This window comes from Haliea salexigens DSM 19537, assembly GCF_000423125.1.
Taxonomy (GTDB): domain Bacteria; phylum Pseudomonadota; class Gammaproteobacteria; order Pseudomonadales; family Halieaceae; genus Haliea; species Haliea salexigens.
Map to the genome: position 1 here is coordinate 193,567 of NZ_AUHJ01000008.1, position 19,077 is coordinate 212,643.

At 60.3% G+C, this 19,077-nt stretch carries 18 protein-coding genes; 7 read left to right on the top strand and 11 right to left on the bottom strand.

Going from position 1 to position 19,077, the window contains the following annotated elements; all coding sequences use genetic code 11:
- Positions 1 to 116: 116 nt before the first annotated feature.
- Positions 117 to 995: a Rossmann-fold NAD(P)-binding domain-containing protein gene (locus G533_RS0111210; RefSeq protein WP_027950034.1), complete on the top strand. Its 879-nt coding sequence runs from the start codon at positions 117 to 119 to the stop codon at positions 993 to 995.
- Between the two features lie 6 nt (positions 996 to 1,001).
- Here the strand turns inward: G533_RS0111210 and G533_RS0111215 are convergent, their stop codons facing one another.
- From G533_RS0111215 to G533_RS23535, 9 genes are all read right to left on the bottom strand, one after another.
- Complete coding sequence (locus G533_RS0111215; protein ID WP_027950035.1) at positions 1,002 to 1,385, bottom strand: RidA family protein; 384 nt, start codon at positions 1,383 to 1,385, stop codon at positions 1,002 to 1,004.
- Entirely contained in the window at positions 1,382 to 3,535 is a 2,154-nt protein-coding gene (gene spoT, locus G533_RS21665) for a bifunctional GTP diphosphokinase/guanosine-3',5'-bis pyrophosphate 3'-pyrophosphohydrolase (protein ID WP_051230216.1), read from the bottom strand. Before spoT ends, G533_RS0111215 begins: the two co-directional genes overlap by 4 nt.
- Positions 3,536 to 3,570: 35 nt before the next feature.
- Complete coding sequence (gene rpoZ / locus G533_RS0111225) at positions 3,571 to 3,831, bottom strand: DNA-directed RNA polymerase subunit omega (RefSeq protein ID WP_027950036.1); 261 nt, start codon at positions 3,829 to 3,831, stop codon at positions 3,571 to 3,573.
- A 117-nt stretch (positions 3,832 to 3,948) separates the two neighbouring features.
- A complete protein-coding gene (gmk, locus tag G533_RS0111230; RefSeq protein ID WP_027950037.1) occupies positions 3,949 to 4,569 on the bottom strand; it encodes a guanylate kinase in 621 nt (206 codons plus the stop codon).
- A gap of 110 nt (positions 4,570 to 4,679) precedes the next feature.
- The gene (locus G533_RS0111235; RefSeq protein ID WP_027950038.1) at positions 4,680 to 5,669 is read right to left on the bottom strand and encodes an LLM class flavin-dependent oxidoreductase; all 990 of its coding nucleotides are present in this window, start codon (positions 5,667 to 5,669) and stop codon (positions 4,680 to 4,682) included.
- Between the two features lie 25 nt (positions 5,670 to 5,694).
- A complete protein-coding gene (locus G533_RS0111240) occupies positions 5,695 to 6,924 on the bottom strand; it encodes a sulfotransferase family protein (RefSeq protein WP_027950039.1) in 1,230 nt (409 codons plus the stop codon).
- Between the two features lie 32 nt (positions 6,925 to 6,956).
- On the bottom strand, positions 6,957 to 7,790 hold the full coding sequence (locus G533_RS0111245; protein ID WP_027950040.1) for an SDR family NAD(P)-dependent oxidoreductase: 834 nt from the start codon (positions 7,788 to 7,790) through the stop codon (positions 6,957 to 6,959).
- Positions 7,791 to 7,829: 39 nt separating this feature from the next.
- Positions 7,830 to 9,026, bottom strand: coding sequence for a DUF1214 domain-containing protein (locus G533_RS0111250; protein WP_240472417.1), 1,197 nt, complete (start codon positions 9,024 to 9,026; stop codon positions 7,830 to 7,832).
- Complete coding sequence (locus G533_RS23535; RefSeq protein WP_051230217.1) at positions 9,023 to 9,625, bottom strand: TetR/AcrR family transcriptional regulator; 603 nt, start codon at positions 9,623 to 9,625, stop codon at positions 9,023 to 9,025. The genes G533_RS0111250 and G533_RS23535 overlap by 4 nt, the downstream gene beginning before the upstream one ends.
- Before the next feature lie 228 nt (positions 9,626 to 9,853).
- Here G533_RS23535 and G533_RS0111260 point away from each other — a divergent pair, with 228 nt between their 5' ends.
- Together G533_RS0111260 and G533_RS0111265 are read left to right on the top strand one after the other, a co-directional pair.
- Entirely contained in the window at positions 9,854 to 10,744 is an 891-nt protein-coding gene (locus tag G533_RS0111260) for a transketolase (RefSeq protein WP_027950042.1), read from the top strand.
- Positions 10,744 to 11,724: a transketolase family protein gene (locus G533_RS0111265; protein ID WP_051230219.1), complete on the top strand. Its 981-nt coding sequence runs from the start codon at positions 10,744 to 10,746 to the stop codon at positions 11,722 to 11,724. The genes G533_RS0111260 and G533_RS0111265 overlap by 1 nt, the downstream gene beginning before the upstream one ends.
- A 75-nt stretch (positions 11,725 to 11,799) precedes the next feature.
- Here G533_RS0111265 and G533_RS0111270 read toward each other — a convergent pair whose 3' ends face one another.
- Both G533_RS0111270 and G533_RS0111275 read right to left on the bottom strand, forming a co-directional pair.
- Positions 11,800 to 12,957 carry a helix-turn-helix transcriptional regulator gene (locus G533_RS0111270; RefSeq protein ID WP_144079858.1) on the bottom strand — a complete coding sequence of 386 codons (1,158 nt, stop codon included), beginning with the start codon at positions 12,955 to 12,957 and terminating at the stop codon, positions 11,800 to 11,802.
- 93 nt (positions 12,958 to 13,050) lie between these two features.
- Complete coding sequence (locus G533_RS0111275; protein ID WP_027950045.1) at positions 13,051 to 13,902, bottom strand: SDR family NAD(P)-dependent oxidoreductase; 852 nt, start codon at positions 13,900 to 13,902, stop codon at positions 13,051 to 13,053.
- Between the two features lie 479 nt (positions 13,903 to 14,381).
- Between G533_RS0111275 and G533_RS0111280 the strand changes: the two genes are divergently transcribed.
- The 4 genes from G533_RS0111280 to G533_RS23980 all read left to right on the top strand — a co-directional run.
- Positions 14,382 to 16,874, top strand: coding sequence for a TonB-dependent receptor (locus G533_RS0111280; protein WP_027950046.1), 2,493 nt, complete (start codon positions 14,382 to 14,384; stop codon positions 16,872 to 16,874).
- 26 nt (positions 16,875 to 16,900) lie between these two features.
- Positions 16,901 to 17,086 (top strand): hypothetical protein, encoded by a 186-nt coding sequence (locus G533_RS24540; RefSeq protein WP_144079859.1) that lies wholly within the window; start codon positions 16,901 to 16,903, stop codon positions 17,084 to 17,086.
- Positions 17,073 to 18,668 carry an FAD-dependent oxidoreductase gene (locus tag G533_RS0111285; RefSeq protein ID WP_027950047.1) on the top strand — a complete coding sequence of 532 codons (1,596 nt, stop codon included), beginning with the start codon at positions 17,073 to 17,075 and terminating at the stop codon, positions 18,666 to 18,668. The genes G533_RS24540 and G533_RS0111285 overlap by 14 nt, the downstream gene beginning before the upstream one ends.
- A gap of 136 nt (positions 18,669 to 18,804) precedes the next feature.
- On the top strand, positions 18,805 to 19,077 hold a 273-nt coding region (locus G533_RS23980; RefSeq protein WP_144079860.1), incomplete at its 3' end, for a helix-turn-helix domain-containing protein.

A 19,077-nucleotide genomic window follows, 5' to 3' on the forward strand; every position in this document is an offset into this window, starting at 1 on the left:
GGTGTACAGGGCGCGTGTGGGTGGGCTCGTCGGTGAAGACTACAGTACACTGGAAACACGCAGGCGAGCCCGTTGGGGGTGAAAGCCCGTTAGTGTAACCAGTCAGGGAAGGCAAGATGAAGAGCAAAAGTGTGCTGATTGTGGGCTGCGGTGACCTGGGCGAGCGCGCGGGGAGTCTGTTGCTGGACGCCGGCTGGTCCGTCACCGGCCTGCGCCGGGACACCAGCAGGCTCCCCGCGGGGTTTGCCGGCCTCGCAGCCGACTACGCCGCAGCGGATGCCGATCTCTCCGCGCTGGAGGCGCTGGCGCCCGATTTCCTGTTGTTGACCCTGAAACCGGCAGGTGGTGGTGTTGAAGGCTATCAGGCCGGTTTTACCCACGCCGTGCGCACCGTGCTTGATGGCCTGGGCTCGCATCGTCCCGCCGGCATCCTGATGGTGTCCAGCACGCGCGTGTACGCGGAGGCAGAGGGGGACTGGGTGGACGACGACAGCGCGCTGACGACCGATGACCCCGCCGCACTCGCTATCATCGAAGCCGAGCGCCTGTTATTCGATTCGCCGCACCCTGCCAGTGTTGTGCGCAGCTCGGGTATCTATGGCGACCCGGACGGTTTTCTGCTGCGGCGTATCCTGCGGGGTGAGTTGTGCCCCGAAAGCCCGGTGCGCTACGGCAATCGCATCCACCGGGATGACCTGGGTGGCCTCCTCGCCTGGTTGTTGCAGCAATGGGCTGCCGGTATAGCACCGGCGCCGCGCATGATCGCAGTCGATAACAGGCCGGCACCGCAGTTCGAGGTGGAGACCTGGCTGGCGCAGGCGCTGGGGCTGACCAGATGGCAGGCAGGGGCGTCAACGCCGCGCGGCGGAGGCCACAAACGCTGCCGCAATCTCGCACTGACAGCGTGCGGGTACGTGCTGCGCTACCCCGACTACCGCGCCGGCTATTCGGCGGTACTGCAGGCGCGCAAAGCCGGTGATCCCCAACGGCCTTGACTGTGCTCAGAGGGCGAGTATCGCCTCCACTTCAATGGCGACGCCCTTGGGCAGGCCGGCCACCTGCACGCAGGCGCGCGCCGGGAAAGGGGGTTGCAGGAATTCCGCCATGACCTCGTTCACGGCCGCGAAATCAGCCATATCAGTCAGGGAAATATTGATTTTCACCGCGTTGCTCAAATCGCCACCGGCGGCCTCGGCGACGGCGGCGAGGTTGCTGAACACCTGACGCGCCTGCTCCTGGATGTCGCCGGCGACCAGCTCCATGGTATCCGGTACCAGTGGGATCTGGCCCGACAGCCACACCGTGTTGCCGACCTTGACAGCCTGCGAGTAGGGCCCGATGGCCTCGGGTGCGTTCGGGGTGGAGATGATGGCTCGATTGGTCAACGATTTGCTCCGTTTTTCGGGCGCCGCGCAGGCGCCTCATTCTTCAGTCGTGATACGCGACGCACCGAGTTTACCGTGCGCAGGCGCTTCATGATATTGGCCAGGTGAATGCGGTTGTTGACCTGCATGGCGAGGTCGACGTAAGTGAACTGGTAGTCCTTGTCTTCGGTCGAGATCTTTTCGATGTTCACGCCCATGCTGTTGATACGGGTGGCGAGCACCGCGATCATGCCGCGGCGGTTTTCCACTTCGATGCGCAGCTCGGTGAGGTATTCCCCCTGCACATGGTCATCCCAGCGCAGTGCCACCAGGCGCTCGCGGTTCTCACGCATTTCCGTGAGGTTCTTGCAGCGCTCCCGGTGCACGACCACCCCTTTCTCGGAGCTGAGGTAGCCTTCGATGGGGTCGCCGGGAATGGGGTGGCAGCAGCGCGCATAGGTGACCATGAACCCCTCTGTACCGCGAATCGCCACCGGTTGCTGCTTGCGCTTTGCGGGCTCGGAGGGTTCGGCGAACTCGCCGAGGATCTGTTGCGCGGTGATGGGCGGCAGGCGGTTGCCGCGAGCGATATCTTCCAGTAGGTCGTCCAGGGCGCTGTAGTCATGGCCGGAAAGGTAATCCTGCAGACGATCTGCGGGCAGCTGCTCCAGGCTGCTGTCGAAGGCTTGTAACGCCCTTTCGAGCAAGCGCTTGCCCAGTGCGATGGAGTCTTCCCTCGTCTGATGCTTGAGGAAGTGGCGAATATTGGTACGGGCCTTGGCCGTCACCGCGTAATTGAACCAGGAGGGGTTCGGCCTTGCGCCAGGGGCGGTGAGGATCTCCACCGTTTGCCCACTCTGCAGGGGCTCCGACAGTGGTGCCAGGCGCCGGTTGATCCGGCAGGCCACACAGCTGTTGCCAACGTCGGTGTGCACGGCGAAGGCGAAATCCACCGCCGTGGCGCCGCGTGGCAGCTCGAGAATGCGCCCCTTGGGCGTAAACACGTAGATTTCGTCGGGGAACAGGTCGATTTTGACGCTCTCGATGAATTCCAGTGAGTTGCCAGCCCGTTGCTGCATTTCCAGCAGGCCCTGCACCCACTCGCGCGCCCGTGCGTGGCTGCCGTTGGCGGATTGGCTGTCGCTCTTGTAAAGCCAGTGCGCGGCAATGCCGTTGTTGGCCATTTCCTCCATTTCGCGGGTGCGAATCTGGATTTCGATGGGCACACCGTGCATGCCCATCAGCACGGTGTGCAATGACTGGTAGCCGTTGGCCTTGGGAATGGCGATGTAGTCGCTGAATTCACCGGGTACGGGCTTGTACAGGCTGTGCACCGAGCCGAGCACTCGGTAGCAGGTATCCACTGAGTCGACGATGATGCGGAACGCGTAGATATCCATGATTTCCGAGAAGGACTTCTTCTTGGATCTCATCTTGCTGTAGATGCTGTAGAGGTGCTTCTCGCGCCCGATCACCTCGACATCGTGCCCCTCCTGCTCCAGCGTGGACTCGATCTGGTGGCGAATCTTGTCCACCAGTTCCTTGCGGTAGCCGCTGCTGGCGCGTATCGCCGCCTGGATGCGCGAGGCGCGCATGGGGTAGAGCGCACTGAAGCCGAGGTCTTCGAATTCCATGCGCACGGCATTCATGCCCAGGCGCATGGCGATGGGGGCGTAGATTTCCAGGGTTTCGCGGGCGATGCGGCGCGCCTTGTCCTGTGGCAGCACGCCGAGCGTGCGCATGTTGTGCAGGCGATCGGCCAGCTTCACCAGAATCACGCGAATGTCGCGCGCCATGGCCAGCGCCATTTTCTGGAAGTTTTCCGCCTGCTTTTCTGCCAGCGAGCCGAACTCCATCTGCGTGAGCTTGCTCACGCCATCGACCAGCTCGGCGACCGCCGGCCCGAACTGGTTGCCGATGGAGTCCTTTTCGATGCCGGTGTCTTCAATCACGTCATGCAGCATGGCGGCCATCAGGCTCTGATGGTCCATATGCATGTCGGCGAGGATGCCGGCTACCGCCAGGGGGTGGGTGACGTAGGGTTCACCGCTGCGGCGGATCTGGCCGAAATGTGCCTGCTCGGCGAAGTAATAGGCGCGGCGCACCTGCTGCGCCTGCCCAGGGTTCAGGTAGCTGCGCAGGGTGGAGTCGAGGGCGTCTATGGTTTGCATGTTGTGTTACCTGCTTACCACGGAGGCCCGAGCCATTACAGCGACTCGTGGGACCCCATGACTTCAGCGAGCTCGTCTTCCGCATCGCGCTCTTCTTCGCGGGAGAGAATGGAGGAATTGATCAGCCCTTCGGCAATTTCGCGCAGCGCGATCACAGTCGGCTTGTCCGACTCTTCCTCGACCAGCGGGTCCTTGCCGCCGGTGGCGATCTGGCGGGCGCGCTTGCTGGCGACCATGACCAGTTCGAAGCGGTTGTCGACGTTTTCAAGGCAATCTTCTACGGTTACGCGTGCCATGTGCTGGTGTTTCCTGTCAGGGTGAACGAACCCTCAATTATACCCGGATACTCCCCCGGAGTGTACAGCGCGCTGGCGCCCTGTGGCGGTGTGAATAATGCGGCTGTGGGGGGCGGGTCAGGCTTGCAGCAGCCCCTGCAGCAACGCACTGAGAGTCTGTTGCTGCCGCGGCGTCTGCAGGCAGTGGCTGAGGACGATGGCTTCCAGCTCGGCGAGGGCGGTCTCGAAGTCATTGTTGACCACGAGGTAGTCGGATTGCACGTAGTGCGACATTTCTTCCACCGCCTCCGCGAGGCGGCTGGCAATCACGGCGGGGTCGTCCTGGCCGCGGCCTGTGAGCCGCTGCTCCAGCGCTTCGCGCGAAGGCGGCAGAATGAAGATGCCGCAGGTGTCGGGCAGCAGGCGCTTGACCTGGGCGGCGCCCTGCCAGTCGATTTCCAGAATGACGTCGGTGCCCGCAGCGAGCTGTGTTTCCACCCAGCCCTGCGAGGTGCCGTAAAGGTTGCCGAAGACCCGGGCGTGCTCGAGAAATTCGGTCTTCTCGAGCATCCCCAGAAACGTCGCTTCATCCACGAAATGGTAGTTGACGCCGTCCTGCTCACCCGGGCGCTGGGCGCGGGTGGTGTGCGACACGGAGACCTGCAGCGCCGGGCTGCGGGCCAGCAGGGCGTTGACCAGGCTGGTTTTGCCGGCACCGCTGGGTGCGGAGACGGTGTACAGGGTTCCGGTGGCGTTCATGGGGGGCAGATGTCCTTGTATCGTCGCGCGGGATCAAGGGCATTTTACACGTTGCGAAAGGTAAATGGGGCGTGTATCCGGCGCGGATTATCGGTCACCTGTGGTATTGGCTACAGCGGTGTGATGGCGATATTCGGTGCTACCTGACGGAAGAAATTGCGCAACAGCTGCCAGCTGAGACGGGTTTCCAGCGCCCCCACAAGGGGGTGCAGGACCAGGGCATCGTTGTCTTCCATGGCAGGGGCTCTGTGCAGCACCTGCTCTGCGGTGGTGACCTGGTAGGTGCCCAGTGCCTTGAGTGCGTCGGCGTCCAGTGCACTGCTGAACATCATGTCCTGGTCGCTGTCCTGCTGCCACTGCGCATAGCAGTTGGTTTCATACAGGGCGTAGCGGGCCAGTGCCGCCCAGTCCTGCTCCGGTTGCTCGGACACATACAGGAACGAGAAAGGCATCTCTGCCTGATAACGTGGTGTTTTGCCCAGACGTTCGCACTCGGCGGCATACACGGCGTTGAGCTGTGGCATGCCACCAATAAAACCATCCCCTTCCCGCGCGGCTCGACGTGCGGCGGGTGCCGAGCTGCCGCCCATAAAGATTGTGGGGTGCGGCGCCTGCAGGGGCCTGGGCGTTACCCGTGCGGCACGGCCACGGTACTCGAATACCTCGCCGCGCCAGGCCTGTTTGAGCGCTCTGACGCCTTCTTCCATCAAGCACCCGCGCTGGTTCGGTTCCACACCGAACATCTCCAGTTCCCGCCCGACATAGCCCCCCAACAGCAGGACCTCCGCGCGTCCGCGGCTGAGCTGGTCCAGCACCGCCACATCTTCCGCGACGCGCAGCGGATCGCTGAACGGCATGATCACGTTCACCTGCAGGCGCACATTGCGCGTGATGCGTGCGGCGGCCGCCGCGAGCATCATGGGGCTGGGCAGATAGCCGTCTTCGCTGCCGTGGTGTTCACAGAAATTGATGGTGACCGGGTACCCCTGAGCGTCAATCCAGGCAATTTGCTCCAGAGTCAGATCGTAGGTATCCGCAAAGGAGAGGCTGGTCGTGGCGGCCGGTGCTCGGCATTCGTACTTGATCATGACGGAAGGCATGGGGTGATCTCCGTTTCTGGCCGACTCAGACTTCGTCCGGTACGCCAAAGAAATTCTGGTAGCGCTGATACAGCTCGCGTTGACCGCTGCTCAGGCTATATTGGTGTTTGCCGAACTTGCCCTGCGGTTTGCGCGCCAGATAAGCCTGCATGGCATCGCGTCCGGTTGCGTCCAGGGGTGAGCCCATTTCACGGTAGAGCGTCTCCAGCGCGGCGAGCGGTTGGTTGATGAGGTCGTGATAGAGGAAGCTGTGGACCTGATCCGACGGCAGCTGACCCTGCTCCAGCTGCTCCACCACGGCGTCAAGCCGTGCCGCACTCGCGTCGGGTGTCATCAGGCTTTCGAACGCACGTGCATCGAAGGCCTTGCTGCTGCGCATCCAGTACAGTGTACCCAGCAGGTTGGTAACCGAGGCCTGAGCCACAACCGGGTCGCGGTGCGTAATCACGACCCGTGCATCCTGGAATACCCGGAACAGCACCGACAGGTTACCGAGGTGTGAGGGGGCCTTGAGTAGCCAGTGTTGACGCGGATTCCTCCACTGCAGCACTTTCAGCATGCGCTTGTAGTAGCGATAGGCCGGTTCCAGGTCCTGTTGATAGTACCAGGCGTTATAGCTCGGTATCTGGTATTGACCGGGCAGGTTTTCGCTGCGAAAGGTGCAGCTCATGGCGACGATGCATTCATTGGGAATTTCCGCGCCCATTTCGTGCATGGTGGCGTAGCTGGGAACCACCCGGTTCCACTGGGTTACCAGATGTTCGCAGCGCTCGATGCGGGGATCACTGTGATACTGAGCCGCTTCCGGTGGCGGATAGGGAAACATGATTTCCCAGTTGCGCGGCGAACCGAAGCGGCTGTCCTCGGCGAGCAGCTCAAACAGAATCGAGGTACCGGAACGCGGCAGGCCGGTAATAATGACCGGCTGGTCGATGATTTCGTCCTCGATTTCCGGGTGCTGCGCATAGGCGGCTTCAATGCCGAGCCTGGCTTCCAGCCAGCGCAGGATATCGGAGCGCGTCATCAGTCGGCCGAGCAGGTGCAGGTCTGCTTCGTCCTCCAGCGCCTGCAGGAACACGTGGAATCCCTCCTGCCAGTTGTCGCTGCCAAAATCGTTGAAACCCGTATTGCGCCGGGCCGTCTCCATCAGCTCGTCGGCGCGCAGCGGCACCAGACTGCGGATGTCCATGTGACGCCCTTCGTCGATCACGCGTGTGACCCACTCGGGGCGCTCTGGCGGTGTCCACTCACTCATAATTTCCCTCCCGGCTCCGGCACCTTGCGGCGTCAGGGCATGTAAGCGCCACCACTCACCGAAATAAGCTGGCCCGTGACATAGCCAGAGCGCGCGGAGGCCAGGAAAAGTGCCATCCACGCAATATCTTCCGGTCGGCCGAGTTTGGGGATGGGCAGACCGCTCATGTTGTACAGGGTGCCATCCTGCAGAGCTTTCTCCATCTCGTCCGGCTTGCCCATCGTCTCGAATCCAAAGCGGTTCCAGAAGCTGCCCTCACCCACCTCACTGGCCTCATAGGGGACGATCCAGCCGGGACAGATGTTGTTGACGCGTATGCCTTTACCCGCCCATTCCCAGGCGAGACCCTTGGAAAAGCTGTTGACGAAGCCTTTCACTCCGCCGTAATGCACCACGTTGGCCGCGGCTTCGCCCAGCAGGGAGGAGTTGGAGGAAATATTGATGATGCTGCCGGCTTTGCGGGACAGCATGTCTTGCGCAACCGCCTGGCAGCAGTTCACGACACCATCGATATTGAGGGCAATTTCCCACTGACGCGAGCTCGCATCAAGGTCTTCCAGGTTGGATGGCTGAGCGACACCGCCGGCGTTGTTTACCAGCACATCCACTGGACCGAAAGCCTCGTTGGCTCGTGTGACCATCGCATCGACGCTGGCGCGGTCGGTGACGTCGGTGGCGACAGCCAGAACCCGGCCCGGCAGCCCGAGGCTCTCAGCCTCGGCAGCGAGCTTTTCGCCGGTGGCGATATCGCGTGAGGCACTGACAACATTCAATCCCTCGCGGGCAAACTCCAGCACCAGCCCGCGCCCGATGCCCCCGCTGCCGCCGGTGATGATTGCGGTCTTGCCCTGCAGCTCTAAATCCATGATGTAGCCCTCTTGATTAGGTCAGTTCAGTCCAATGGGTCAGACGCCGAAGCGCTGGATGACACCGCGTCGCCTGGCGGCGATTTGAGCGGCGCGACCTGCGGCATCCACGCGCTGCACGTTCGCTGGCAGTACGGCATCCAGCTCGTGCAATTTCACTTGTTGGGCCCGGGGCCTCGGATAATGATCTGCCTGCATCCAGCGTACAGTGATGTAACCCTCGTTGAATCCGGCCGGATCCAGCCAGTTGGCGTGGCCGGTATCAACGTGCGCAATGACCAGGATCAGTTCACCGTCGTCCTGTAACCGGGCATAGTGGCAGTTGGTGTTGCTGAGCACGCTGCGGTAGTCCATGGAGCACCACCAGTAGTTGCCGAACTCCACGGCCCAGTAATGCGCGGTGGGTGGCGTTACCCGCACCACGAGCGCCTCGTCTGCCGGCAGCTGCCAGTAGGAGACCAGCGGTTCACCGCCAGGCGTGGCATCAATCGCATTGTCATCGAGCTGTCGGTAGGAGAGGAACGTATTGGGCTGCGATTTCCAGCGTTCAATCATGTCGGCCCAGTAGGCCAGTGATTCGCCCACCCAGCTCGACACCTTGGCCAGGCCGCGCTCCAGCCGTGCAGCGTCCATCACCGGTGCGCCCGCAGGCTCGCCGCTGATGCGGTCGATGCTCGCATGCATGGGGCGCTCGTGCTCCCAATCGGCGAAGAACTGCCGGAAGGTGACGCGGAACGTGTTGGGGGAAGTTTGCAGCCAGTTCCCCGGATGGGGGTCTGGGCTGCAGATCAATTCGAAGCTGCCATCCGCCGCCACATCCAGGTCCTGGCCGAAAAGTGTGTGCACCGCGGCGCCACCCCAGGGTGTGTCCCCGTGTTCGACCGCGGTAACGGCAAAGTAGCGCGCACTGCCGCGGTTACCGTGAATGCGATAGGTGTCGGTACCGTTGATCGGACCACCGACGTACACGGCATCGGGGTTGTCACCGCCCTGTTTGCGAATGGGGTCGAAATAATGCAGCAGCTCCGGACGCAGCGGGTCGTCATTCTCCAGGAAGAACTGCATGCCCAGACCAATGTTCTGTGCCAGGCAGCGGAAGCCGGCAGCACGGCTCAGGTCGCCAGTCGGAACACCGGGGCTGAAGGGCAAGCGTCCAGCGGACTTCAGCTGATCACAGAACTGATGCCAGGCCTGGGTGAGCATCTCGTCTTCGCTGCGTGTGTCGTGCATGGTCATGATGCGTGCTCCCGGGTCAGGTTGTTCAAGGTGCGTTCTATCAGGCTACGAAGGTACCGGGCCGAGTAATAGCGTGAGTCGAGCAACGCGGCGCAGCACGCTCCGGCCATGGAGAGGGTGAGGTCGCCGGCCAGTTGCGTCAGGTCGGCTTGCGCGCTGATCTCGCCGTTCTTCACCGCCTCTTCCAGGTCACCCTGGTAGCGCCTGCGTGTCAGTCCCAGGCGCTTTTGTTGTTCCCGGCGATGTTCCGGTTCAATGGCCGCCACGCTCCAGAAACAGAGGCGAATTTTCCATTCATCGCGGGCCTCCGAGCTGAGCGGCAGAATAGCGTGCAGGCGTGCGCGCAGCGCATCCAGACCGGAGAGCCCCGCCGTGAGCCGCTGCTCGCGGCGCACGTAACGGAGGTTCATCTGTTCCAGTGCAGCAGCAATCACGGCATCTTTGTCAGTGAAGTAGTGCTCGACAATGCCTTTTGAGACACCGGAGGACAGGGCAATCGCGCGCATGGTGGTGCCTTGCAGGCCATTTTCCGCAATACAGCGGGCCGCTGCGGAGGCGATCATTGCGCGACGTTGTTCATGGTCGACTTGTTTCGGCATAGTGCTCTTTAGCCCTTTTCCATATTCAGTGTGCGATAGCTGAAAATTTATTGCAAGCCAAACGGCTTATTATAAATGCGCCAATGCACGCGGTGGTGCTCATACAAACGCAGGAGTTATCCGGTGGCAGTATTCGCTAGGCTTGTCGCCAATGGCCATGGTTCACCCGAGAAATTTCGGGTTGCCTGACGCATAAACGTAAAAAACAGATCGATGAAGGTGACCACGGTGACACAAAGCGACGAAAATGACGGTGATGCAAGCAAAGCGCAGATTGAACTGCCGCGGTTCAGGCCTGTTACGGCCAGCGCACTGCATGAGCGGGCGAGGCAGCTGCGCCTGGATATTCTGGAGGTTATCAGCCATGCGCCGATGGGGCACTATTCAAGCAGTTTGTCCTGTGCCGAAATACTGGTAACCCTGTACCATCATGTGCTGCGGCTACGCCGGTCCGATCCGGACTGGCAAGACCGCGACCGCTTCCTGCTCGGGAAAGGTCACGTGGCTGTTGCCCTCTGGCCGCTGTTTGCTGAGCTCGATTTTTTCCCCCAAGCGTGGTTGCAGACCTTCGGGCAGTTGGGCAGCAAGCTTACCGATCACCCCGATATGCACCGCGCGCCCGGTGTAGATTTCAGCTCCGGATCCCTGGGCCATAATCTTTCGGTTGGGCTGGGTATGGCGTTAGCCGCACGTCGCCGGCAAAGAGATCACCGGATCTATGTATTGCTTGGTGATGGAGAGATCCATGAGGGACAGGTATGGGAAGCGGCGATGGCTGCGGCTCATTACAAGGCGGCCAACCTTGTCGCCATCGTTGACGCCAACGGCTCCTGCGCGGATGGCCCCACGGAGTCCGTGATGGGGATAGAGCCGCTTGCGGAGCGATTTGCCAGCTTTGGTTGGCACAGCCTCGAAGTGGATGGACATGACGCCGCGACGTTGATGGGCGCCTTTGCGCAGGCCAGCCAGTGCGTTGACAAACCGGTGTGCATAGTGGCGCGAACGCTCAAAGGGAAGGGCATTTCCTTCATGGAGGCGTCACCGCGTGAGTGGCATCTGGGTGCCTTGAATGGTGCCGATCTGGAGCGCGCCAGGCAAGAAATCAGGGAGGCAGAATAATGAGCGGCATGAGCGATCCTTTCAGCTTCAATGCGGGTGCAGTGGAAAGCAGCTACGTTGGCAATCTGGGCGAAGCGTTTCGGCGCTATGGCGAGCAGGACGAGGAAGTCCTGCTGATTTCGCCAGACCTGGGGGCTGGTCCGGTCACCGGCGCTTTTGTGCAGCAGTTCCCTGAGCGCTTTATAGACGCCGGTATTGCTGAATGTAACGCCATGTCCATGGCTGCGGGTATGGCGACCTATGGTTACAAGGTTTTCGTTTTGCAAATGGGCGCGTTTGGCGCCCTGAAGTGCGCGGAGCAGATCCGCACAGATATCGCCTTTTCCCGGGTGCCCGTGCGGATTCTCTCCGCCTGGAGCGGACTGGCGATGGGCTTTTTTGGTACGACACACCATGCGCTGGAGGATATTGCCATTACCCGGGCCATACCCGGCCTCACTGTGTTGGCACCGGCTGACGACAATGCCGCCTCTGCTATGCTGGCCGCCTCGGAGCAGGTTGCAGGCCCGGTATTCATTCGCCTTACCGACGCGAATGTGAATCCGGTATACGATGCGCCACCGGAAGTCAGGATCGGACGCTTTGGCCGCGTACGTGACGGCAGCGATGGCACAATTATCGGCACGGGCCTGGGCGCGCAACTTGCGGTGGGCGCGGCGGATTTGCTGGCTGCGGAAGGGCTGTCGATCCGGGTACTGGATGCCTACAGCCTCAAGCCGCTGGACGAAGATGCGATTGTGCTGGCGGCGCGAGAAACCGGAGCCCTTTTGACCGTGGAGGAGCATCTGGTGACGGGCGGCCTGGGCAGCGCTGTGGGAGAGGTACTGGCGCGCAACGCCCTGCCGACAAAATTCTCCATTCACGGTCTACCCGATGAGACCCTCACCGTGGGTATGCCCGATGAGTTATACGTGCATTACGGTTTGACCATCGAAGAGACCGCGCGGAGGATGCGTGTGCTGCTGGCGGGCAAGTGCTAGGGTGACCGCAAGAACCGGTTTGCGCCGCGGAGTGGGTGCACCCAGCGCTGTGGACCAGTAGCCGACATAGCGCCGCTACAGGCCGTAGATAGCACGAATGACATGGCTGACCAGCGATGACTGCTGCGACACTCCGACCTTGCGGAAACTCGCATAGAGGTGTGTTCTCGCCGTGTTCTTGCTGATGCCTGTGTCAGTCGCAAAGCCTTCCAGCGTGCCGCCATTGGCAAGTGCAATGACCAGTCGTGCTTCCTTGGGCGTAAGACCGAATGCGTCCATAACCAAACGGGTCTGGTCAATCTGGCGCAGCTCCGGATCTGTCATGTAAAGTGCGATGTGTTGGGTATCATCCAGGCGGTCCTGTCGCGAAAGTCGGCGCAGGGTGATAAAAAGCGGCGACTGTCCGCTTTCACGCTCCAACGGTATCACGTGAGGAACTGCCTGCTTGCTGTCAGCGAGGAGATGTCTCACGGTGTGTTGCAGTTGTTGATGTTCCCGATGACGCATTACCCGCAGCTTGTCACCCACCCTGGCGATAGTGCTGTTGTTCTTGAGGAGTTGCTCCGCAACGCTGTTTGCGTGCTCGATATGCAAGTCCGCGTCTAGCATAACCGTGCCCAGGGAAAGGCTGGAGAAGGCCTGCTCATGCAGATCGTGTTCGCGCGCCAGGCTGCGCCCGTTTTCCAGCCAGACAGCAAGCTCCCTGAACTGGGGTTCGAGCAGACCCAGAATATCGCGTTCTCGCGTGCTGAAGTCAGGCTCACCATGGCCTCGTATCAGACGAACGAATAGCGCTACTTTGCCATCCCGGTGTATATCGAAGCCCATAATCTGTTCCTGATCGAACGGCTTCATAAAGGCGTTGTAGTACACAGTTTCGCGCAACTGCTCGCGCGAGATCAGCTCATCCAGGGCAACGGTCTCCCCGTCTGGCAGGTCCACCAGTGGTGCCAGCGCGGAATAGTTGTTGGCGAAATTCATGAGGTCCTGTTGCGAGTAGGTGGCACCACCCACGTAGGCAATCCCGGCATCCCCCGGCGTCGGCAGCCGGAGTCCGATCACCGTCAGGCAGGGCCAGCACAGCTCGCGCAGTTCATGCAGGAAGTCATGCCAGGGATGCTGTTCCTGAAAGCGACCGCGGTATAGTGCCGCGACCAACGAGGCATACTGGTCCAGTGTGGGTGCACGCGACATGGTGATAGCCTGCGATGAAGAGCCGTCGATTTGCCGCATGCTGAGCCTGTGCTGGTGTCAGCTACGGATCCGCAGAATGCTAGCAGAAAACGACGTACAGCGTTTGCGCTCCCATTTACACCCAGGCGCTTCTCAACGATCGAAGTCGACCCTGGTGTTGACGTCCGGGTTACGCTGTTGCGCGATGTCAGCGGTGCGCTCCTCAAGCATTGGCATGAACCCGGTGTCAGGGATCAACCAGAACTGGCCGGCCTCGATACCCTTGAATACCTGAGCGGCGAATTCGTCGGGGGTCGTGCCGGCGGCCACGTTGTTGGCAACCACATCGTGAAACGCCTGCTCCGCTGCCCCCAGCTTCACATGCTGATCGGCCGGTCGCAGCCGATCGGAGTGCCAGATCCCGGTGGCCACTTCGGCCGGGCACAGTACTGACGCGGTTATCTCTCCTGGCTCTTGCGCCAGCTCTTTGTAGAGGCTTTCGGTTAATACGGTGACAGCGTGTTTGGTGGCCTGATAGGGGCTCATGAACGTGCCTCCGCCCAACAAGCCTCCAATCGACGCGGTATTGATGATTCGACCGGGCTCGCCCTGCTGCAGCATGCGCGGTACAAAGTGATGCAGCCCATGCACAACCCCCATCAGGTTGACATCGATGATCCAGCGCCAGTCGCGCAATGGGCGCTCCCAGCTCTTGCCGTCCACCAGCACACCTGCATTATTGAACAGGAGGTTCACCTTGCCATGCTCGGCATACACCCACTCGGCAAAATCCGCTACAGCATCGGTATCTGTAATATCCAGCATGCGCGTACTGAGCCTGTCGCGATGCCCCGAGTTACCAGCTGCCAGCTTTTCCAGGCCGTCGGCATCAATATCTGCGCCGATCACCTGCATGCCATACTGCAGCGCGTAGCGCGCCAACCCTGCGCCGATCCCACTACCTGCGCCGGTTATGACGCAAACACGCTTTGTCGAAGCTGTCATGAATTTGTCCTTCTGCTGCAGAGAGTTGCTGTGATTAACTCGCATGCCAACACGCAAGTCAAAAGAGTTTTGAGCAGGCTGCGTACGTTACTGGTGCGTTATTAACGCAAACAAACCAGCAGGGGTGTTAGAGCGCAAAAAAGATTATTCCTATTTATGAATAGTTCGCATCATACAAATGTATTAGCTTTCAAAAGTTATTTAATCCAGCGAGATAAATTATTTTCTGGAAATAAAAGGAATGCTAAAAATAGCGCATAAACCTATTGACCATAAGCCAAACGTCCTATAATAATTCGCGATAACTACTGTATTTGCAGTCCTTAAAAACCATTTTGGCGTGAGGCGAAATTTTTCGGGAAATTTGAACCTGTTAAAAAGCGTGCGCTTTTATCTGTCAAATTTTCAAAGATGTATGCCTGCCAAATTTAAATAACAACGGGAATATTATGCATATGTCAAAATTCAGAATTAAATCAATGTCGCTCGCTGTCTCACTGTGCGTAGGAGCTGGTTCTGCGACGATTGCCGCAGCGGACCCTGCCGGAGCCCTGGAAGAGATTGTGGTCACTGCCCAGAAGCGGGAGGAAAATATCCAGGAGACGCCCATTTCAATCACTGCGCTCAGTGGCAGCGCAATTGAAAAACGCGGCATCACCAACTCCGGAGATCTGATGGGTGAAATACCCGGTGTGGCTGGTTTTGAGGCGCCCGGCTCTCGTGGCACCACCGGGCTCACCATCCGCGGTATGGCCAGTGGAGGACCTAACAATCTGTCGCTGGACCCCGCAATTGGCCTGTACCTGGATGGTGTTTTCATTGGCAAGAACGTCGGCTCTGCCATGGACGTCGCGGAACTCGAGCGCATTGAGGTGCTAAGAGGGCCGCAGGGCACACTTTACGGTCGCAACTCCACCGGTGGCGCGGTGAACTTCATTTCCAGGAAGCCTTCAGGCGAATCCGGTTTTCGTGCTACCGGTGCCATGGGGAATTATGATTACCGCAGCCTGAAGCTGAACATCGATTCCGCCTCATTTGGCGAGGTGGGTGAGGGTCTGGGTCAGATTGCCTTCAGCGCAGGATACCAGACGCGACTACGCGACGGCTTCCAGGAAAACGACAGCCCTGGAGGTGCGGACTTCAACGACCTCGATAGAGAGGCCTGGCGAGTGTCCGCCAAATGGGATCTCACAGAGAGTTTCTCAGTTGATTACAACTATGATCACAGTGTTCTGGATGAGTCCAACGCACTGGAACAAGTCGTGGGCTTCAACTCCGTGGATGCCGCTGGCCTCGTCGACAGAGTGGGCGCAATGCAGGGAATTCTGGCTGGCGCGCGAGCCTGGGCTGCCACCCCGGGCACTGACCCGCGCATTGGTGACCGCTGGATACCGTCACTGGAGCAAACCATCGCGGCCTATCAGGGTGTCATTGAGCGCGGCCCTGGCCGTCAGGACCGGGGATTGGCAGATTTTTCTCCCTCCACAAACACCGAAACCGAGGGGCATGCGCTTACCCTGACCTGGGAAATCGGAGACATCGTTCTGAAGTCCATCACGGCCTACCGAGAGATGGAGTCGTATGTCTTCGGTGACATCGAGGATCTTGATAGCAGCCTCGATAGTAACGGCATCGGCGCCTACAACGACCTGCTGCACCTAACGCTGGGTGGACTGTACGGGGCGACGGGCGGCTTCGACCCGGGCATTCCGCAGTTACCTTTCGACGCGATCTGGAACGGCATTGACGAAATAGGCGCCTTTCACACCAAGCAGGACACCGACAACTTCTACGAGCAGTTTTCCCAGGAACTCCAGCTGGTGGGGTCTTCAGATTCACTGCAGTATGTTCTGGGGCTGTACTATTTCGAGGATGACGCAGAGTACAGCCGACGGGCGATTTTCGTCGCGCCCATCTCCGGTGCCCCAACCCAGAACTACGCGCTGAGCACTGAAGCAGCGGCAGTGTACGGCCAGGCTACTTGGCAGCCCGGCTGGCTGCAGGATCGCTTGTCCCTGACCTTCGGGCTGCGCTACACCGAGGAAGACAAGGACATTATCTGGGACTACCTCGCCTATTCCACGCCCTTTGCCGGGCAGATACCGCGCCAGACCCAGGCCAACGCCGAGAGTTTTGACAACCTCAGCGGCAACTTTACCGCAGCGTTTCAGGCGACGGACGATATCAACGCCTTTCTGCGCTACGCAACTGGCTACCGCAGTGGTGGCTTCAATGGAGAACAGATCGGTACACCGTCCTTCAACGAGGAAACCGTGGAGCAGTGGGAAATCGGTTTGAAGAGCGATTGGTGGGATGGCCGCCTGCGCATCAACGGCTCGCTCTACACCTACGTCTGGGAGGATATTCAGCTCGCCAACACCGATTCAAGTGGCGGCTCAGCCACCACGCGTATCATTAACGCGGGCGAAGCGGATCGCTGGGGTGGAGAGCTGGAAGTGTTGGCGGCACCCATCGACAACCTGGTGCTCGGGCTCAGCTATGCCTACATCCACGGTGATTTTGATAAATTTCCCGATGTTTGCGGCACCGCCGTGCCACAGAGCTGCATTGATGGTGTGAGCTCGGCCCTGCGGCCCTATTCCCCCAGCAATCAACTCAACCTGACGGCGGACTACACGTTCGCCGAGACAGCCTACGGTGACGTCACAGGCTTTATTCGTGTCAACTGGCAGGATGAGTGGTATGAGAATGCATTGTGGAATGGCGTTGTCGATGGCCAGCCCGTGGTCTACCCCTCAGCGGTTATGGATGAGCGCATGGTAGTGGGTGCTCGCCTGAGCCTGGAGAACATCAAGGTGGGTGACGCGATGATGCGAGTCACCCTGTTCGGAGAAAACCTGACGGACGATGACTACCCCGTCTACTCCATCAACTTCGGTGCATTGGGCTTGATCTCAGAGCAGTATGGCGCACCGAGAACCTGGGGCGTGGAACTGGCTTACGACTACTAGCGCGACGACGCTGATCGATTACACCCGTGTCCGACAGCAGATCCATCGGCAGGCTCTACGCCCTGATAGCGGTGATTGCCACCGGTGGCCACAAGGTGCTTGGCAGCGACGTGAATGATACCTTGGTGGCGTATGCACTCACCGAGTGCAACGACGACCACGCACGTGACGACCTTTGGCTGACAGGAAGGACTCAGAATGAAACGACGTAACTTCATTGCCGGCAGTAGCGCCCTGCTGGCGAGCTCCGGTCTCGGTGTGGCGGCCGCTACGACCGATGCCGGCCGACAAGCGCGTTTCGACCATGAGGTCGACCTGGTCGTTGTGGGTTCTGGCACCGGTCTGGGAGCTGCACTGATCGCCGCCAGTCGTGGGCTGAAGGTTCTCGTGGTTGAGAAAGCCGATGCCATCGGCGGCACCACACTGGTGTCCGGCGGTGTGCTCTGGGTGCCCATGAATCGGGTGATGCAGCAGGAAGGGCTGACGGATGACCGCGATGACGCCAAGCGCTACCTTACCCGGCTTGCCCGCGGTCAGGCCAGTGAAGGCTTGATCGATGCCTTTATCGATAACGGTGCCGATATGCTGGAGGCCGTGGAACATCACAGCCCTATCAGCTGGCGGGTTTCCCGTTTTATGGGCGCTATGCCGGACTATCATGCCGAATGGCCCGGAGCCAGGGTCAGGGGGCGCTCGGTGGAAACGGCTGTCGAGGCTTCCGGTGCGCTCGGTGGGCACCTGATTTCGCTTCTCTACGAGGGCTGTCAGGCTGCGGGTGTGGAGGTGTGGACATCGTCCCCAGCAGAGCGCTTGATCACTACGGAAATAGATGGGCAGCGGCAGGTGAGCGGCATTCAGGTGCGCCGTGGCAATACCCTGGCTAGGGTGCGTGCCCACCGCGGGGTCATTCTTGCCAGTGGCGGCTTTGAGCGCAATGCGGAGATGAAGGCACATTTTCTGCGGGGCCCATCGCCCTACACGCTGGGAGCGCCGGGTAACGCAGGTGACGGGATACGCATGGGCATGGCGGTCGGGGCGGATCTGCGCAACATGAATGAATGTTGGCACCTCGTTGTGTACAAGGCGTTGGCGGAGGCCGAGGGCCATGTCGCCGGCGGGGCGGGCCTGTTCGGCCAGGTCGACAAGACCCAACCGGGTGCTATCGTCATCAATCGGCACGGTAGGCGATTCTTCAATGAGTCCGGTTCCTACGACGCATCCTGGCAGAGTTTTCATACCTGGGAAAACTGGGGTGACTTCCGCTACGGCAACCTGCCAGCCTACACGCTGTCGGATCATGCGCTGCGTCAAAATGGCTTTGTTGCCGGCTGCCGCGCGGGCGAGCCGCTGCCGGATTGGGTGCTGCAGGCAGATAGTCTGGAGGGGCTCGCGGAGCAAGCGGGTATCGACGCAGCAGAACTGCAGCGCACGGTGGAGCGCTTCAACCGCTACGCTGCCGAGGGGCGGGATCCCGATTGCCACCGCGGTGAAAGCCTGATGGATACCCTGGGCTCCGGCAAGCCCGAGGACACGCTGCGACCGCTGGGTGATGGGCCCTACTACCTTGCCGAAATCAGCCCGGCAGATCTTGGCACCAGCGGCGGTCTGCGCGTCAACGGTAGCGCCCAGGTGGTGGACGTATTCGACCAGCCGATACCCGGCCTTTATGCGTCGGGCAACACGGCCGGTGTAGGCGGCCCGGGAGTCCTGTATGGCGGCGGCGGCGGCACGCTCGGGCCTGCGATGACTTTTGCCTATATTGCGGCCAGGCATGCGGCTGGCGATGGTGCATGACAGTATCCGCTATCGATTATACTGCCTGCGGGAGCGTCTGATTTAGCTCGCCAAGGAGCTCGAAGTGGCCAACATTCCCCTAGTGGGCCGCTTGATAAATAGAGTAATTTAACGGGAAAAGGTGTACTATGCCGGTATGCGTAGACCTCAAGAATTCTCCATCGATGCTTCCAGTGCGCGTACGTTGCGTGGCTGGTTACGCTCCACCACATTGCCCCAGGGTCAGATTACTCGGGCGAAGATTGTCCTGGCGTTACATGCAGGGAAAACACCCAGCGAGGTCGCAGATGAGCAGTTCGTATCCTGCAAGACAGTGCACAAATGGCGCAATCGGTTTGTGGAATCCGGAGTGGACGGTCTGCTCGACGAACAACGCCCCGGGCGACCGCCAACGCTGGATCGGAAAACC

What these genes read in the sequence shown, in the direction of transcription:
- G533_RS0111210 (WP_027950034.1), top strand. Translation starts at nt 117, where the DNA reads ATGAAGAGCAAAAGTGTGCTGATTGTGGGCTGCGGTGACCTGGGCGAG.
- spoT (WP_051230216.1), bottom strand. Translation starts at nt 3,535, where the DNA reads ATGCAAACCATAGACGCCCTCGACTCCACCCTGCGCAGCTACCTGAAC.
- rpoZ (WP_027950036.1), bottom strand. Translation starts at nt 3,831, where the DNA reads ATGGCACGCGTAACCGTAGAAGATTGCCTTGAAAACGTCGACAACCGC.
- gmk (WP_027950037.1), bottom strand. Translation starts at nt 4,569, where the DNA reads ATGAACGCCACCGGAACCCTGTACACCGTCTCCGCACCCAGCGGTGCC.
- G533_RS0111235 (WP_027950038.1), bottom strand. Translation starts at nt 5,669, where the DNA reads ATGCCTTCCGTCATGATCAAGTACGAATGCCGAGCACCGGCCGCCACG.
- G533_RS0111240 (WP_027950039.1), bottom strand. Translation starts at nt 6,924, where the DNA reads ATGAGTGAGTGGACACCGCCAGAGCGCCCCGAGTGGGTCACACGCGTG.
- G533_RS0111245 (WP_027950040.1), bottom strand. Translation starts at nt 7,790, where the DNA reads ATGGATTTAGAGCTGCAGGGCAAGACCGCAATCATCACCGGCGGCAGC.
- G533_RS0111250 (WP_240472417.1), bottom strand. Translation starts at nt 9,026, where the DNA reads ATGACCATGCACGACACACGCAGCGAAGACGAGATGCTCACCCAGGCC.
- G533_RS23535 (WP_051230217.1), bottom strand. Translation starts at nt 9,625, where the DNA reads ATGCCGAAACAAGTCGACCATGAACAACGTCGCGCAATGATCGCCTCC.
- G533_RS0111265 (WP_051230219.1), top strand. Translation starts at nt 10,744, where the DNA reads ATGAGCGGCATGAGCGATCCTTTCAGCTTCAATGCGGGTGCAGTGGAA.
- G533_RS0111270 (WP_144079858.1), bottom strand. Translation starts at nt 12,957, where the DNA reads ATGCGGCAAATCGACGGCTCTTCATCGCAGGCTATCACCATGTCGCGT.
- G533_RS0111275 (WP_027950045.1), bottom strand. Translation starts at nt 13,902, where the DNA reads ATGACAGCTTCGACAAAGCGTGTTTGCGTCATAACCGGCGCAGGTAGT.
- G533_RS0111280 (WP_027950046.1), top strand. Translation starts at nt 14,382, where the DNA reads ATGTCGCTCGCTGTCTCACTGTGCGTAGGAGCTGGTTCTGCGACGATT.
- G533_RS0111285 (WP_027950047.1), top strand. Translation starts at nt 17,073, where the DNA reads ATGAAACGACGTAACTTCATTGCCGGCAGTAGCGCCCTGCTGGCGAGC.